Raw genomic sequence first — 16,487 nt, forward strand, 5'->3', positions numbered from 1 at the left:
CAAGTAGGGACCGTTGGCGGCGTCCGAGCCGCGGTTGGGGTACGGCGGGCCCCACCGCCGCGCCGCGCCCCTGCGGGCCGCGGCTGATGCTCAGCGTAACGCCGGGGCGGCGTCCGGGTCACTCCGGGAGGGCGCTCCGGTCCCGGCGGGAGGCGTCCGCGCCTACCATCCCTTCTCGAACATCCGGGCCACCTCGGCGATCCGCACCTCGTCGCGCCGGTAGTAGGTGCGGCGGCGGATCCGGGTGGCGCGCAGCAGGCCGAGACGGGTGAGCAGCCCGAGGTGGGTCTCGGCGACCCGGCGGGAGACGCCCAGCCTGGCGGCGACGGGGCCCGCGTGGACACCGTGCTCCGCGGGGTCGGCGTGACGCTGCGGCGGGAAGTGCGCGGCCGGGTCCTTCAGCCACTCCAGGATGTCGAGACGCGTGCCGTGCACGGGGGTCCTCAGCATCTCGTCCTCCCTCCGTGCGGGCCCGCCCGTACCGTGTCCCTCCACCTTCCCGCGGCCGGACCCCGGTTGTCCGGCAACCGGGCCATTTGCACATTCAACCAATATCGGTTCCGGTGCTACCGTTCAGTCATGGGAGCCAGGACGGCCGGTGCGCCGCTCGAGGAACGGTGGCGGGACATCCTGTCGGTGCACGCACGCACGATGTGCGAGATCGACCGGGCCCTGCACCCGCACGGGCTGGGCGCGAGCGACTTCGAGGTGCTCGACCTCCTCGTGACGGGGGCGCCCGACGACGGCGACCGGTGCCGGGTGCAGAACCTGGTCGGCCGGGTCCACCTCAGTCAGAGCGCGCTGTCCCGGCTCATCGCCCGGCTGGAGAAGGACGGGCTGGTCCGGCGCTCCATGTGCGCGGAGGACCGGCGCGGCGTGTACGTCACGCCGACCTCCAGGGGCCGGGAGCTGCACGCGGAGATACTGCCGCTGCAGCGGGCCGCGCTGGCCCGCACGCTCGGCGACGACGAAGGCCCCCGCCCCTGACCGGGGGCGCGGGCCTTCGCCCCGGCCTCGGCCTCAGGTGCGGGCCAGCAGGGTGCGCACACCGTCCGAGGTGAGGGTGAGGCGGTGCTCCGAGCCGGCGTCGATGGACAGTGACAGGTCGTCGGCCGGCCACTGCGCGGCGAGGGCGCCCAGCGGCACCATGCGGTAGCGGGAGACGTACGGCAGCAGGTCGGCCATCTCCACTTCCGAGGTGAACACGGGCACCACCTGGCCCCCGCCCTGCTGCTCCAGGACCGGCAGGGCCAGCATCCCGGGGTCGGCGGCGTCCTGGTCGTTCGCGTCGTCGGGCACCGGCACGAGGACGTCACTGCTCGCGAGCGTGTCGAGCGCCGCCGTGTTGTCGGCGGTCTCGGTGGTCTCGGCGAGCGTGTCCAGTGCCCGCTGCGCGGGTGTCACGGGGTGGTCGTTCGCAGGTGTCTCCATGGCATTTTCCCTGGTAGCGGCGGCGTTGCGGCCCGCACGGACGATCGGCGCGGACGCGGTCCAGCCTCGCGTACCCGGTCACCCACGGCGCAACCCTGTTCGAGCCACGCGCACGATCCCGTACTCATCTGATCAGCAAGGGGCCCACTTGATCGATCAGTAACGCGGTGGGGTTAGCATATGAGCGCCGCCTAGCTCGAAAGATAGAGACGTGACTGTCAACGACGACTCGTTCACCAACTGGAAGCACCGCGAAGAGACCGCGGAATCGATGATCCCGATGATCGGGAAGCTGCACCGGGAGCAGGACGTCACGATCCTGCTGCACAGCCGTTCCCTGGTGAACAAGTCGGTGGTCAGCATCCTCAAGACCCACCGCTTCGCCCGCCAGATCGCCGGGGCGGAGCTGTCGGTCACCGAGACGATGCCCTTCCTGCGCGCGCTCACCGCGCTGGACCTCGGTCCCTCGCAGATCGACATCGGCATGCTCGCCGCGACCTACCGGACCGACGACCGCGGTCTGTCGGTCGAGGAGTTCACGGCCGAGGCCGTCGCCGGGGCCACCGGCGCCAACAAGATCGACCGGCGCGAGGGGCGCGACGTCGTCCTGTACGGCTTCGGCCGCATCGGCCGGCTCGTCGCCCGCCTGCTCATCGAGAAGGCCGGGTCGGGCAACGGGCTCCGGCTGCGTGCCATCGTCGTCCGGGGCGGCGGGGAGCAGGATCTCGTCAAGCGTGCCTCGCTGCTGCGCCGCGACTCCGTGCACGGCCAGTTCCAGGGCACGATCACCGTCGACGAGGACAACAGCACGATCCTCGCCAACGGCAACGCCATCAAGGTGATCTACGCGGACGACCCGGCCCAGGTCGACTACACGGCGTACGGCATCAAGGACGCCATCCTCATCGACAACACCGGCAAGTGGCGCGACCGCGAGGGCCTGTCGAAGCACCTGCGTCCGGGCATCGACAAGGTCGTGCTGACCGCTCCGGGCAAGGGCGACGTCCCGAACATCGTCCACGGCGTCAACCACGACACCATCAAGCCGGACGAGCGGATCCTGTCCTGCGCGTCCTGCACCACCAACGCGATCGTCCCGCCGCTGAAGGCGATGGAGGACGAGTACGGCGTGCTGCGCGGTCACGTGGAGACGGTGCACTCCTTCACCAACGACCAGAACCTGCTGGACAATTACCACAAGTCGGACCGTCGTGGCCGCAGCGCGCCGCTGAACATGGTCATCACGGAGACCGGCGCCGCCTCCGCGGTCGCCAAGGCACTGCCCGACCTGAAGGCGCGGATCACCGGCAGCTCGATCCGGGTGCCCGTACCGGACGTGTCGATCGCCATCCTCAACCTCCAGCTGGCCCGCGAGGCGAGCCGCGAGGAGGTCGTGGACCACCTGCGCGAGGTGTCGCTGACCTCGCCGCTCAAGCGCCAGATCGACTTCATCGGCGCGCCCGACGCCGTCTCCAGCGACTTCATCGGCTCGCGCCACGCCTCGATCGTGGACGCGGGCGCGCTGAAGGTCGAGGGCGACAACGCGATCCTCTACCTCTGGTACGACAACGAGTTCGGCTATTCCTGCCAGGTCGTCCGCGTCGTGCAGCACGTCTCCGGGGTGGAGTACCCCACGTACCCGGCTCCGGCGGTCTGATCCGGTCCGGTCGGGGCGACGCGGGGCGCGAGCGCGCGAGGGGCGGTGGGACACGGGTTCCCACCGCCCCTCGTGCGCGCCGGTTCAGCCGACGACGACGCTGTGCGCACCCGCGGCGAGCGCCCGGGCGGCCTGCTCGGGCGTAGCGACACGGCCCTCGGCGATCACCGGGGCGGCGAGCGCCGACCTGGGCCGCGTGGTCGAGGAGGGCGGGGCCGCCGAGGTCTCCGGCGCCTCCCGGCACCCGTACGCCGAGGCGCCGCTCTCCGCGACGCTGAGCCTGCCGGAACGCCCCGGGCGGATCGTGCCGCACGGCCCGGTGCCCTCGGCCACCCGCCCGCCGTCCGGCTGCCCGTTCCGCACCCGCTGCTGGAAGGCGGACGACGCCTGCGCCACCGTCTTCCCGGCGGCAGCGGAGGCGCAGGCTGACGGGTATCGGCCAGCCCGGGCCGGGGCATGCGTGTGAGGGCACGCCCCGTCCGGGCGCCGTGCGGCACTACGGCCGGCTGATACGAGAATGGTTCCATGAAAGCACTGGTTCGGCGCTCGCCCTGGGTCGAGGTGCTGGTCTGGTGCGTGGCCGTGCTGAGCCTCACCGTCCTGGCCGCGGCGGCCGTCGTCCGCAGTACGGTGCTGGACCCCGGGTTCTACGGCCAGGTACTGGAGGACGAGCACGCCTACCAGCGCTTCTACGACGAGGTGCTGGTGGACCCGCGCAGTACGCCGTTCACCAGCGACCTGCTGGAGCGGCTGCCCGTTCCGCAGTCGACCATCACCTCGAACCTCAAGGTGGTGGTCCCGCCCGAGACGCTGCGGACCATGGGCCAGGGGCAGATCGCGGAAATGGTCCACTATCTGGAGGGCGACCGCGAGCGGCTGCGGATCACGGTCGACCTGGAGCCCGTCGTCGCGAACGTCGAACGGCTCAGCCAGGCGTACTTCGGTGATGCCGTCGCGGCGCTGCAGAAGCGGTCCGAACCCGACTTCCAGGCTTTCGTGCAGCACCTGAGCGAGCTGGTGGCGCGGGTGGTGGCCGGTGAGGCTCCGCTGGACGAGCTGCCGACGCTGCCGCTCTCCCACAGCCAGGCGGACGCGGCCACGGACGCGCTGATGCGGCTGGTGCCGGACGGCGCGGCGCGCGACGGCGTCAGATCGACCGTGTTGACGGCCCTGGACCGGGGCGACGTGGCCTCCGCCCTGGCCGCGATCGCCCCGGTGGCCCTGACCGACCAGGTCCGGGACGCCGCCGAGGAGATGTTGCGGGAGGCGAAGCAGGGCACGTGGGTGGTGAGCGTCGACGTCGAGCCCGGGACCGAGGCGCTGGCTCCGCTGGACCGTGCGCGCAAGGTCACCCGGCTCTTCCAGGAGGTGGTGGAACCGGCGGCGGCCGTGCTGTGCGCCGCCGCGCTCACCCTGCTGTGGTTCCTGCGGCCGTCGCCCGCCAAGCGCCGGCTGATTCCGCTGGGCTGGGTGCCGGCTGCCGCCGCCTCACTCATGGCGCTCACCGTGCTCGTGCTGCGGCTCACGCTGGGCGACACGCTGTTCGGCACTCCGCCGTCCTGGCCGCCCGCGGCCACGGGGCTGCTCGCCGACGTGCAGGCCGCCGCGCTCGACCGGCTGCTGACCACCGCCGTCGTCGTCGCGGTGATCCTGCTCGCCGCGGGCGCGCTGCTGATCACCGTCGGCTGGGTCTGGCAGACCCGGCCCAGCGTGCCGGTCCTCACCGATCCGCGGCACGTTCCGGCGCTGACTTTCACGGTCACCGCCGTCGCCCTCGTCGGGACCATGCTGGCGCCGGTGGCGATCAGCGGCTCCTCGCCGCGGATCTGCCAGGGCAGTGCCGAGCTGTGCGACGCCCGCTACGACGAGATCGCCCAGCTCGCGTCGCACAACGCGATGGCGACGACCGCGGACCGGTTCATCGGTCCCCTCCAGGACCCGGACATCGTCGGTCAGCTGGGCGCCGGGTCGCGGGTCCTGCTGCTCGACACCCACCGCTGGGAGCGGCCCGAGGAGGTCGCGGAGCGGCTGAGCACCTCGGACTTCTCCCCCGCCGAGCGCCGTCGGCTGACCGCGATCCTGCAACGGGTGAACCCACCCCATCCGGGCCTGTGGCTGTGCCACTCGGTGTGCGGCGCCGGGGCCATCGAACTGGAGCCGACGCTGCGGCAGATCGGCGAGTGGCTGCGCGACAACCCGACGGAGATCGTCACGCTGATCCTCCAGGACGGCGTGGACGCGGTGACGACGCAGGACGCCTTCGAACGGGCCGGTCTCTCGGACCTGCTGTACGAGCCGGACCGGGACCCGGACCGTCCGTGGCCGAAGCTCGGGGACATGATCGACAGCGGCCGGCGGCTGGTCGTCTTCGCGGAGAAGGCGGACGGACCCGCGCCCTGGTACCGGAACCTGTACCGGTACGGCATGGAGACGCCCTTCGCCTTCCGCAGCCCGGACGAGATGTCGTGCCTGCCCAACCGGGGCGGTTCGGACAAGCGGCTGTTCCTGCTGAACCACTTCGTCACGGCGGGCGGCGGGCTGCGGCTGGACGCCGGGGTCGTCAACTCGCGGCAGCGGGTGCTGGAGCGGGCGCACAACTGTGAACGGCAGCGCGGCAGACCGGTCAACTTCATCGCGGTGGACTACGCGACGATCGGCGACGCGCTGGGCGCGGTGAACGAGCTCAACGCCGAACGCGTCGAGGACGGCCCCCGCGTCCCGGTCGAGCGCACCCCCGGCCGGATCCCGGGCGCGGCGGAAGCCCGGCGGCGCGGTGGTGCTCCGCGCCGCCGGGCGGTTTCCCGGTGACCGGCCGCTCCTGTCGGCCGGTCCCGGCCGGCCCGGCTACTGGTTGATCTTGAACTGGGAGCCGGGTTCGATCCGTACGTCCTCCTTGGCCGAGTTGGTGATCGTGACGTCGGTCAGGGTCGCGCTGCCGCGGGCGCCGCCCATCGCGAGGATGCCGGAGCCGTTGTTCGACTTGTCGATGCGGACGTTCTGGATCTTCACGTCCGGCATCGCGCCGCCGCCCGTCTTGAACTGGATGCCGTCGTAGGTCGAGTCGAGGATCTCGGTGTCCCGGATGGTCACGCCCGGGATGTCCTGGCCCTGTGCGAAGAGGGTGATGGCGCCGAACTCCTGCGCCTCGCCCCAGAACGCGCCGCCGGTGCGGTGCAGGGCGTTGCCCGCGATGAGGGTCTGCCCGGAGAAGGGCAGCGGGTCGTGGTCGGTGGCGAGCATGATGCCGGGGTAGTTCATGGTGTCGGAGACGACGTTGTTCTCGATGGTGTTGCCGTAACCGCCGTACACCGCGATGCCGTTGGCCCGCCACGGCAGCTGGATCGTGTTGTTGCGGAAGTGGTTGTCGTGGCCGATGTCCACGGACGGGTCCTTCACGTACTTGTTGGCCCAGACCGCGAGCGAGTCGTCGCCGGTGGTGCGGAAGGAGGAGTTGTAGACGGTGGAGTTGCGGGTGCCGTTGGAGAAGTTGATGCCGTCCGCATAGGTGTCGCGGATGCGCATGCCGGTGAACTCCAGGCCGTCGGCGGGGCCCCACAGTTCGGGGATGTTCGAGTAGTCGCGGCCGACCCAGACACCGACGTTGGCGTGCTCGATCCACACGTTGCTGATCTTGGTGTCCTTGCCGAAGCGGCCGTTGAGTCCGACGCCGCCCTCCGCGTTGCCGTCGCCGCCGCGGATGGTGCCGGAGCCAAAGATGGCGAGGTCGGAGATCTGCGTGTTGCCGTCGATGTCGAAGCCGAAGTTGCCCTCGTGCGGGTGGTTGATGCCGCCGGCCTCCTGCGGCGGGGTCAGGGTGTAGAGCTGGGAGTGCCACATGCCGGCGCCGCGGACGGTGACGTTGCTGATGCCGACCTGGTTGTACTGGCCTCGGTCGAGCGGGTCGTCGGTGAGGATCTTCTGCTCCTGGCGCCACTGGCCGGCCGGGATCCAGACGCAGTCGATCCTGCCGTTCTGGTCGTCGGTGACGGCGCGCTGGATGGCGTCGGTGTCGTCGAGCCCGTCGCCCGGGACGGCCCCGTACTCGGTGATGGAGGTGCACTCGGCGGGCTTGGCCTTGGCGGGCGCGACCTGCTCCAGGTCGATCAGGTCGATGACGTAGAAGGCGGCCGAGTCGCCGGAGTCGCGCTGGAGGCGGAACTCGGTGCCCAGCGGGAAGGTCCGGTCGAGGAGCGCGTGGGACTCGTCGAAGAGGCGCCGGGCGTCGCCGCCGGGCCGGTTGGTGAGGCCTTCCGGGTCGTCGGTGCTGCCGTAGAGCCAGCTGTGCTTGGACGACAGGTTGAGCTTCTGCACGAACTCGCCGTCGGCGTAGAGGCTGATGGTGGCCTCGGCTCCGCCGCCGCCGGGGGCGTCGGGGACGGAGTTGCGCACCACGATGGAGTTGGTGGGCGTGGTGGAGGTGAACTCGACGTACTCGCCGGTCGAGTCGAGTCGTACCGACTTGCGGCCCGAGGACTCGGTGCCGAAGTCGGTGTGCCCGAAGGTCCGCTTGGCGTCGGTGCTGAGCAGGGTGCCGTCGTACCGGCCGTCCTCCGCCTCGTACTCGGTGTACGGCACGGCGGCGCCGCGTCCGACGACGAGGGACTTGGCGAGCACGTTGTTGTTCTCGTTGGTCTCGGCGATGCGGGCGGTGGCGTCGGCGGTGGCGGTGAGGGTGACCCCGCCGCTCGTCGCCTTCCAGGTGCCGCTGACCGGCACGTTCACCGTGGCGCCTGCCGCGACCTGCCCGGTGGTGCCGTCCAGGGTGGTGGAGCCGGCCTGGACCCGGGTCACCGAGCCCGCCTCGACGGCGCCGGTGCCGCGGTTGTGCACGGCGACGGTGAAGGAGACCTCGGCGCCCACCGCCGGGTTGGCCGGGTTGGTGGTGATGGAGCGCACTTCGAGGTCGGGGCCGGGCGCCCGGTCGACGACGAGGCGGTCGGTGGCGGAGCGGCTGTTGTTGGTGTCGTCCAGTTCGGCGACGGTGTCCTTCGGGTCGGCCACGGCGGCGACCGCGTAGCTGCCGGCCGCGTGGGTGCCGGTGGAGACGGCGACCTCGGCGGACTCGCCGGGGTCGAGCGCGGGGACCGCGGCGCTGCCGGCCGCCTGCCCCTCGACGGTGACCTCGGTGGTGGTCGCGGCCGAGGCCGCGGTGCCGGCGTTGCGGACCGTGGCGTTCACGGTGACCTCGTCGCGCTCGCTGGGCGCGGCGGGCGACCAGTCGAGGCCGGTGACGGTGAGGTCGGGCGCGGGTGCGGCGCTGCCGAGGACCTGGAACTCGGCGACCTGGCCGCCGGGGGCGCCGGTGTTGGAGAAGAACCGGAGCCGTACGTCGGAGACCCGGCCGCTGACCGGGATGGTCACCGCGTTGTCCTGGCCCGGGCTGAAGGCGTAGTCGGCGCGGTCGCGCAGCGAGGTGAAGTCGGCCTCGCCCTGGGCCCGTCCGAACACCTGGATGCTCTGGGTGCGGGCGGACCACACCGGGTCCGGATTGAGCTTGACGACGACACCGCTGACGTCGGCGTCGGCGCCGAGCCTGACGGTGAGGTCGGCCGGGTTGCCGGCGGCCTCCCAGTACGTGGCGGTGGAGTCGTCGGTGGCGTTGGCGGCGACGTAGTTCTGGGTCGTGGAGGTGGCTTCGGCGGGCTTGTTGCGGGCGAGGTTGGTGCCGGTGGGCGGCGGGCCGGTGTCGACGTCGTCCCCGTACACCTCGACCTCGGCCAGTTGCGCCGCGGTCCAGCCGGTGTTGCCGGTGATGTCGACGCGGACGTAGCGGGCCTCGGCGGGCGTGTCGAGGTCGATGGCCACGGTGCCCGCCCGCTCCGGGCCGAACGCCCGTCCGTCGGAGGCGTCGAGGCTGTGGAACGTGGCGCCGTCGGTGCTGCCCCGCAGGGAGAGCGTCTGGGTCCGGTTCTCCCAGCCGGCGGGCAGTTTGAGGACCACCCGGTCGACGTCGCGGGCGGTGCCGAGATCGACCTGGAGCCACTCGGGGAAGGTGCCGGCCGGCCCTTCCCAGTAGGTGGCCTGCTGCCCGTCGGTGGCGTTGCCGGCCGGGTAGGCGCCGTGCGAGCCGCCTGCCTTGGCGGGGCGGCCGAGGGCCAGATTGACGTCGGCGGCGGCCGTCACCGGCGGCGTCGCGGCCTGCGCGGTGGCGGCGAGGGGCAGTGGCAGCAGCCCGAGGGTCATCAGCCCGGCGACGGCGGCGCCCGTGAGCGTCCGCCGGCCGAGAGATCTCCGTCTCATGGGGGTCCTCTGTTCCGTGGGGAGTCGGGGAGTGCGCGACGGCCCGGCAGTTGGGGGGAAGCACCGAATCTGCGCGCCAATTGAGCAGGACAGTCGATTCTTTGCGGAAAGTGCGTCATCAGGTTTCTAGCGCGTCACCGGTTTGTCAACGGTCGCGGTTGGGGCGGGAATTGGCACGTAAACGACTTGCGTTGCTTGCGACAGGCTTGCGCAGCACGTGAACTGGCAACAACGGAACCGCGGGCGGTGAACAGACCGTTCCAAGTCGGCAAGTCACGCAAGTCATGCACGAGGTGGAGCAACGGACGGGGCACGCAGAAGGGCCGGCTCGACACCCTCGGGTGTCGAGCCGGCCCTTGCCGGTGCGGGGCCCCCGGTCGCGGGGGCGGATGGATCAGTCCGTGCCGGACTCCATCGCGGCGCGGTCCAGCAGCTCGTCGTCGGCGGAGACCTCGCCGCGGGAGGCGATGGCCTGCGCGCCACCCTCCGGCATGGCGCCGATCAGCCCGGTCGCGGCGGCCTGGGCGGCGCCGATGGCGGGGTTGGCGGTGCCGATGAGACCGAGACCGGCGTACTGCTCCAGCTTGGCGCGGGAGTCGGCGATGTCCAGGTTGCGCATGGTCAGCTGGCCGATCCGGTCCACCGGGCCGAACGCGGAGTCCTCGGTGCGCTCCATGGAGAGCTTGTCCGGGTGGTAGCTGAAGGCCGGGCCGGTGGTGTCGAGGATCGAGTAGTCCTCGCCGCGCCGCAGCCGGAGGGTGACCTCGCCGGTGACCGCGGAGCCGACCCAGCGCTGCAGCGACTCGCGGATCATCAGGGACTGCGGGTCCAGCCAGCGGCCCTCGTACATCAGCCGGCCCAGGCGCCGCCCCTCGGTGTGGTACTGGGCGAGGGTGTCCTCGTTGTGGATGGCGTTGACCAGGCGCTCGTAGGCGGCGTGCAGCAGGGCCATGCCGGGCGCCTCGTAGATGCCGCGGCTCTTGGCCTCGATGATCCGGTTCTCGATCTGGTCGGACATGCCCATGCCGTGCCGGCCGCCGACGGCGTTGGCCTCCATGACCAGGTCGACCGCGGAGGCGAACTCCTTGCCGTTGATCGTCACCGGGCGGCCCTGGTCGAAGCCGATGGTCACGTCCTCGGGCGCGATCTCGACCGACGGGTCCCAGAACCGCACGCCCATGATGGGCTCCACGGTCTCCACGCCGGTGTCGAGGTGCTCCAGCGTCTTGGCCTCGTGAGTGGCGCCCCAGATGTTGGCGTCGGTGGAGTACGCCTTCTCCGTGGAGTCCCGGTAGGGAAGGTCGTGGGCGACCAGCCACTCCGACATCTCCTTGCGCCCGCCGAGCTCCGTCACGAAGTCCGCGTCCAGCCAGGGCTTGTAGATCCTCAGCTGCGGGTTGGCGAGCAGGCCGTACCGGTAGAACCGCTCGATGTCGTTGCCCTTGAACGTGGAGCCGTCGCCCCAGATCTGGACGTCGTCCTCGAGCATGGCCCGGACGAGGAGGGTGCCCGTGACGGCGCGGCCCAGCGGCGTGGTGTTGAAGTACGCCCGCCCGCCCGAGCGGATGTGGAACGCCCCGCAGGTGAGCGCGGCCAGCCCCTCCTCGACCAGCGCCGCGCGGCAGTCGACCAGGCGCGCGACCTCGGCGCCGTACGTCTTGGCACGGTCGGGCACCGAGGCGATGTCGGGCTCGTCGTACTGGCCGATGTCGGCGGTGTACGTGCAGGGGACGGCGCCCTTGTCACGCATCCACGCGACCGCGACCGAGGTGTCGAGGCCGCCCGAGAAGGCGATACCGACGCGCTCGCCGGTGGGGAGGGAGGTGAGGACCTTGGACATAGGAAGAGTATGCATCATTACGCATGACCATGCAAAGCCTCTTCCGGCGTCGCCACGTCACCCGGTCGGCAGCGCCACGTACTGGTACTCCAGGAACTCCTCGATCCCGACCCGGCCGCCCTCCCGGCCGAGCCCCGACTGCTTGACGCCTCCGAAGGGCGCGGCGGGATTGGAGACCAGGCCGGTGTTGAGTCCGACCATGCCGACGTCCAGGCGCTCGCTGACCCGCAGGGCGCGGTCCAGGCCCTCGGTGAAGACGTAGCCGACGAGCCCCCAGGGGGTGTCGTTGGCCCGGCGGACCACCTCGTCCTCGTCGTCGAAGGTGAGGATCGCGGCGACCGGGCCGAAGATCTCCGTCGCCATCAGGCGGCTCTCCGGTGCGACGTCGGTGAGTACCGTGGGCGGGTAGAAGCAGCCGGGGCCCTCGGGCGTGGTGCCGCCGACGAGTACCCGCGCGCCGCGCTCCACCGCGTCGGCGACCAGCTCCTCGACCTTGGCCCGCCCGGCGGCGTCGATGAGCGGTCCCACGTCGACGCCGTCGCCGGTGCCGGGGCCCACCACCAGCGCGCCCATCCGGCGGGCCAGCCGGTCGGCGAACTCCCCCGCCACCGAGCGGTGCACGAAGAAGCGGTTGGCGGCGGTGCACGCCTCGCCCATGTTGCGCATCTTGGCGACCATCGCGCCGTCCACGGCCGCGTCGAGGTCCGCGTCGTCGAAGACCACGAACGGCGCGTTGCCGCCCAGCTCCATCGAGGTCCGCACGACGGTGTCCGCGCACTGTGCCAGGAGCAGCCGCCCCACGGCCGTCGAACCGGTGAAGGACAGCTTGCGGATGCGCCCGCCGCGCAGCAGCGGTTCGCACACCTCCCCCGCCCGCGAGGTCGTGACGACGTTCAGCACCCCGTCGGGCAGACCCGCCTCCTTGAGGATCGCGGCCAGGGCCAGGCTGGAGAGCGGGGTCTGCGGGGCCGGTTTGAGCACCATCGTGCAGCCGGCCGCGACCGCGGGGCCGATCTTGCGGGTGCCCATGGCGAGCGGGAAGTTCCACGGGGTGATCAGCAGACAGGGGCCCACCGGGCGCCGGGACAGCAGCATGCGGTTGCGTCCGTCGGGCAGGACGCCGTGGCCGCCGTCGATCCGGACGGCCTCCTCGGAGAACCAGCGGAAGAACTCCGCCGCGTAGGCCACCTCGCCCCGGGCCTCGGCCAGCGGCTTGCCCATCTCGGAGGTCATCAGGCGGGCCAGCGCGTCCGTGCGCTCCAGGACGATCTCGTAGGCGCGGCGCAGGATCTCGCTGCGCGCCCTCGGCGCCGCCCGGGCCCACTCCTCCTGCGCCTGGACCGCCGCCTCCTCGGCGAGCCGGGCGTCCTTGGGTCCCGCGTCGGCGACGTGGGCCAGGATCTCGCCGGTCGCCGGGTCGTCCACGGGCATGACGGCGCCGTCCGCGGCGTCCGCCCAGGCACCGCCGAGGAAGAGCTGCGTGGGGGTGTCGGTCATGGGGTTCCTCCTGAGCGCCGGTGCGTTGTCCCCGCGGGGCGGGTCGTGGAGCGGTGCGCGGCGGCCGTCATCGTCCCGCCGCTCCCGACGTACCGGCCTCGACGGCGGCGGCCCACGCCCTCAGGCCCTCGTCGACGGCCGTCTCGTCGATCACCAGGGCCGGGATCATGCGCACCACCTGGTTCCACGCCCCGCACAGCAGCAGGAGCAGTCCCTCGTCGACGGCGGCCCGCTGCACCCGGGCGGCGGTCTCCGGGTCCGGCTCGCCGTCGGCGGTGACGAACTCGCTGGCCAGCATCAGTCCCATGCCGCGTACGTCGCCGACGGCCGGGTTCCGGGACGCCACCGCCTCCAGGCCGTGGCGCAGCCGGGCGCCCATCGCCTCGGCGTTCTCGACGAGCTTCTCGTCGCGCACGACGTCCAGCGTGGCGCAGGCCGCCGCGCACGCGACCGCGTTGGCGCCGTACGTCCCGCCCTGCGAGCCCGCCCAGGCCTTGCGCATCAGCTCCTCGGGGGCGGCGATGGCGGAGAGCGGGAAGCCGCTGGCGAGGCCCTTGGCGGTGACCAGGATGTCGGGGGCGACACCGAAGTGCTCGTGGCCCCAGAACCGGCCGGTGCGGCCCACGCCGGTCTGCACCTCGTCCAGGATGAGCAGGAAGCCGTGCCGGTCGGCGCGCTCGCGCAGGCCCTCGACGAAGGCGCGGTTCGCGGGCACGTACCCGCCCTCGCCCAGGACCGGTTCCACGATGACGGCGGCGGTGTCGGCGGGCGAGGAGATCGTCTGGAGGGTGTAGTCCAGCTCCTGGAGCGCGAAGCGGGTGGCGGTCTCCTCGTCCCAGCCGTAGCGGAAGGCCGTCGGGAAGGGGGTGACGACCACGCCGCTCATCAGCGGTGAGAACCCGGACCGGAAGCGGGTGCCGGAGGTGGTCATGGAGGCGGCGGCCACCGTACGGCCGTGGAAGCCGCCGTGGCAGACCAGCACGTTGGGCCGTCCGGTGGCCTGGCGGGCCAGGCGCAGCGCGGCCTCGACCGCCTCGCTGCCGGAGTTGGTGAAGAAGAGGCTGTCCAGGCTCTGCGGCAGCACCTCGCCGAGCTTGTCGACCAGGCGCCGCAGCGGCGGGTGCATGACGGTGGTGTACTGCCCGTGGACCAGGGTGGCGACCTGCTCCTGGGCGGCGGCCACGACCCGGGGGTGGCAGTGGCCGGTGCTGGTGACGCCGATACCGGCGGTGAAGTCCAGATAGCGGCGGCCGTCCTCGCCCTCGATGTGGACCCCCTCGCCCCGGACCGCCACCACGGGGGTGGCCTGGCGAAGGTGCGGCGACAGTGCGGTCATGCTCGTCTCCCGGCCTGCTCGTCGGTCTCCTGCGGTCCCCCGAGCCTTCCCGCCCCGGCGGGCGCAGCAACGCGTGATCTGTCCGGCCGGGGCAGCGTGTCCGGACGATGTGTCAGGCGTTCGGCGTAACGTGAGTACCGAGGGAGGCACCGTGAGCGAGAACCGGGAGCCGGGCCCGGCGGGCCGGTCGCCCACCGTGGCCGACGTGCTGGCGCTGCCGGTGCTGGCGGGGGGCGAGCCGCGGGTGGTCGCCGGCGAGGAGCACGTGGACCGTCCGGTCCGCTGGGTCCACATCACCGAACTGACGGACCCCGCCTCCTTCCTCAAGGGCGGCGAACTCGTCCTCACCACCGGCATGCCCCTGCCCGACGACCCCGCCGGGGTGCGCCGCTACGTCGACGAACTCGCCGCCGTCGGTGCCGCCGCCCTGGTCATCGAGCTGGTCCGCCGCTATCACCGGCCGCCCGACGCCCTGGTGGGGGCCTGCCGTGCGCGCGGTCTGCCGCTCGTCACGCTGGCCAGGGACGTCAACTTCCTGGAGGTCACCCAGGTGGTCCACACCCTGATCCTCGGCCACCAGGCGGAGGCGATGCGCAGGACGCAGGGCGTCCACGAGGCGTTCACCGCCCTCACCCTGCGCGGCGCGGGCCCGGAGGAGGTGCTGCGCGCCGCGGCCGGGATGAGCGGCCGCACGGTCGTGCTGGAGGACCTGGTGCACCGGGCGCTGGTCTGCGAGGCCCCGGGGTCCACGGCCGGGGCCGCGCTCACGGACTGGGAACGGCGCTCACGCACCACGCCGGTCACCGACCGCGCGGGAGTCTCGGGCCCCGAGGAGTGGCTCACGGCCCCCGTGGAGTACCAGGGCGAGCGGTGGGGCCGGGTGGTCATGCTGCCCGCCGTGCCGTCCGGCCGCGCCTTCGGCCCCGAGGACGTCACGGTGCTGGAGCGGACCGCGATGGCGCTCACCATCGCCCGTCTCACCCGCCCCACGCCCTGGGAACGCACCGCCCACCGCAACGTCCTGCGCGACCTGGTGGAGCAGCGTCACCGCGCTCCCGGGGACGCGCGGGCCCGGGTCGCGGCCCTCGGGCTGCCCGCGGAACACGCCCGCTTCGTCGCCGTCCTGGCGGACCTGCCCGCCCAGGAGGACACCGGGGCGGCCGAGACACGGCTCTGCGGGGAACTGACCGCCACGGGGGCGCAGGTCCTGGTCGGTCTGCTCTCCCCCACCCGGCTCGGAGTGCTGCTGGCGCTGCGCCCGTCCCGGCCGTGGCGCGAGGCCGTGGAGCAGGTGAGCCGCACCGCCCTGGACGCGGCCCCGGGTGCGACGGTGTGCGCCGGCTCACCGGCCGGCGACCTCGCCGACGTGGCCCGGTCGTTCCGCGAGGCGGCCCGGGTGGCCGAGGCCACCGCACCCGGCCTGCCGCTCCCTTCCGGCCGCTCCTTCCACGAGCGGTCCGACATCGGCCTGCGCGGCCTGCTGTTCGCGCTGCGCGACGACCTCCGCGTCCAGGACTACGCGGAGCGGCAGCTGGGCCCGCTCCTCGACCACGACGCCCGGCACGGCACCGATCTCGTGGCGACCTTGCGGGGCTATCTGGACGCGGCGGGCAACAAGACGGTCGCCGCCCGCTCGGCGGGTCTGTCCCGGGAGACCGTCTACCAGCGGCTGCGCACCATCGAGCGGCTGCTCGGCCGCGACCTGGAGTCCGGCGAGCAGCGCACCGAACTCCACGCGGCCCTGCACGCCGTCGACGCGCTGCGGGCCCGCCCGCACCCCGGCGACCGCGACCGATGAGTTTTCCGCCGGCCACCGGTCGTAAGGGTGGACCGACCGCACACGACCACGTTGGGGAACCTCGCATGCGTACTCTGATCAGCACCGCCTTCGTCTCGCTCGACGGTGTCGTGGAGGCCCCGGGCGGCGAGCCCGGCTACCGGAACACCGGCTGGACCGTCAAGCTGGTGGACTTCCTCCCCGAGGCGTACGAGATCAAGGGCCGGGAGCAGGAAGAGGCCTCGGCGCTGCTCCTCGGCCGGGTCAGCTACGAGGCCTTCAGCCCGGTGTGGCCGGACATGGCGGAGTTCCCCGGGTACCGGGCGATGCCGAAGTACGTCGTCTCCACCACCCTCGCCGAGGACGACCTGGTCACGAACTGGGGCGAGACGACGATCCTGCGCTCGCTCGACGAGGTCGCCGCGCTGAAGGAGGGCGAGGGCGGTCCGATCATCGTCCACGGCAGCGCCGCCCTGAACCGGAGCCTGTCGGACGCCGGTCTGATCGACCGCTACCACCTGCTGGTCTTCCCGCTGCTGCTCGGCGCGGGCAAGCGGCTGTTCAGCGACTCGGACAAGGACGCCCGGAAGCTGAGGCTCGTCGAGCACGAGGTGTACGCCAACGGCATCCAGAAGAACGTCTTCGACGTCGTCCGCTGAACCGCCCGGCGAGCGGTGGTCGCGGGGACCACCGCTCGCCGTCCATGGGC

General features: G+C 72.3%; 11 protein-coding genes and 1 pseudogene. 6 read left to right on the forward strand and 6 right to left on the reverse strand.

Annotated elements, in window-relative coordinates; all coding sequences use genetic code 11:
• Nucleotides 1-162: 162 nt before the first annotated feature.
• Nucleotides 163-450, reverse strand: a complete 288-nt coding sequence (locus tag R2E43_RS03940; RefSeq protein WP_016327912.1) for a helix-turn-helix domain-containing protein — start codon at nucleotides 448-450, stop codon at nucleotides 163-165.
• 129 nt (nucleotides 451-579) lie between these two features.
• Between R2E43_RS03940 and R2E43_RS03945 the strand changes: the two genes are divergently transcribed.
• Nucleotides 580-987: a MarR family winged helix-turn-helix transcriptional regulator gene (locus R2E43_RS03945; RefSeq protein WP_003972102.1), complete on the forward strand. Its 408-nt coding sequence runs from the start codon at nucleotides 580-582 to the stop codon at nucleotides 985-987.
• Between the two features lie 33 nt (nucleotides 988-1,020).
• Here R2E43_RS03945 and R2E43_RS03950 read toward each other — a convergent pair whose 3' ends face one another.
• Nucleotides 1,021-1,431, reverse strand: a complete 411-nt coding sequence (locus R2E43_RS03950; RefSeq protein WP_003972103.1) for an SseB family protein — start codon at nucleotides 1,429-1,431, stop codon at nucleotides 1,021-1,023.
• Between the two features lie 211 nt (nucleotides 1,432-1,642).
• On the opposite strand from R2E43_RS03950, the gene R2E43_RS03955 reads away from it, so the two are divergent.
• The 3 genes and pseudogenes from R2E43_RS03955 to R2E43_RS03970 all read left to right on the forward strand — a co-directional run bounded on the left by R2E43_RS03955 (nucleotide 1,643) and on the right by R2E43_RS03970 (nucleotide 5,896).
• Entirely contained in the window at nucleotides 1,643-3,088 is a 1,446-nt protein-coding gene (locus tag R2E43_RS03955) for a glyceraldehyde-3-phosphate dehydrogenase (RefSeq protein ID WP_003972104.1), read from the forward strand.
• 187 nt (nucleotides 3,089-3,275) lie between these two features.
• Nucleotides 3,276-3,554: pseudogene (locus R2E43_RS03965) on the forward strand (oligopeptide/dipeptide ABC transporter ATP-binding protein); the annotation flags it as partial.
• Between the two features lie 59 nt (nucleotides 3,555-3,613).
• Entirely contained in the window at nucleotides 3,614-5,896 is a 2,283-nt protein-coding gene (locus tag R2E43_RS03970) for a PI-PLC domain-containing protein (RefSeq protein ID WP_011031395.1), read from the forward strand.
• Between the two features lie 36 nt (nucleotides 5,897-5,932).
• Here the strand turns inward: R2E43_RS03970 and R2E43_RS03975 are convergent, their stop codons facing one another.
• The 4 genes from R2E43_RS03975 to R2E43_RS03990 form a co-directional block, all read right to left on the reverse strand.
• A complete protein-coding gene (locus tag R2E43_RS03975; RefSeq protein WP_332055912.1) occupies nucleotides 5,933-9,328 on the reverse strand; it encodes a CARDB domain-containing protein in 3,396 nt (1,131 codons plus the stop codon).
• A gap of 394 nt (nucleotides 9,329-9,722) precedes the next feature.
• Entirely contained in the window at nucleotides 9,723-11,168 is a 1,446-nt protein-coding gene (gene argG / locus R2E43_RS03980) for an argininosuccinate synthase (protein WP_003972108.1), read from the reverse strand.
• A gap of 57 nt (nucleotides 11,169-11,225) precedes the next feature.
• Nucleotides 11,226-12,665, reverse strand: coding sequence for an NAD-dependent succinate-semialdehyde dehydrogenase (locus R2E43_RS03985; RefSeq protein ID WP_011031393.1), 1,440 nt, complete (start codon nucleotides 12,663-12,665; stop codon nucleotides 11,226-11,228).
• Nucleotides 12,666-12,732: 67 nt separating this feature from the next.
• Entirely contained in the window at nucleotides 12,733-14,001 is a 1,269-nt protein-coding gene (locus R2E43_RS03990) for an aspartate aminotransferase family protein (protein ID WP_003972111.1), read from the reverse strand.
• Between the two features lie 151 nt (nucleotides 14,002-14,152).
• Between R2E43_RS03990 and R2E43_RS03995 the strand changes: the two genes are divergently transcribed.
• Both R2E43_RS03995 and R2E43_RS04000 read left to right on the forward strand, forming a co-directional pair.
• Nucleotides 14,153-15,799 (forward strand): PucR family transcriptional regulator, encoded by a 1,647-nt coding sequence (locus R2E43_RS03995; protein ID WP_161270376.1) that lies wholly within the window; start codon nucleotides 14,153-14,155, stop codon nucleotides 15,797-15,799.
• A 65-nt stretch (nucleotides 15,800-15,864) separates the two neighbouring features.
• Nucleotides 15,865-16,437, forward strand: a complete 573-nt coding sequence (locus R2E43_RS04000; protein WP_161270375.1) for a dihydrofolate reductase family protein — start codon at nucleotides 15,865-15,867, stop codon at nucleotides 16,435-16,437.
• Nucleotides 16,438-16,487 lie beyond the last annotated feature (50 nt).

This window comes from Streptomyces violaceoruber, from assembly GCF_033406955.1.
Taxonomy (GTDB): Bacteria; Actinomycetota; Actinomycetes; order Streptomycetales; family Streptomycetaceae; genus Streptomyces; species Streptomyces violaceoruber.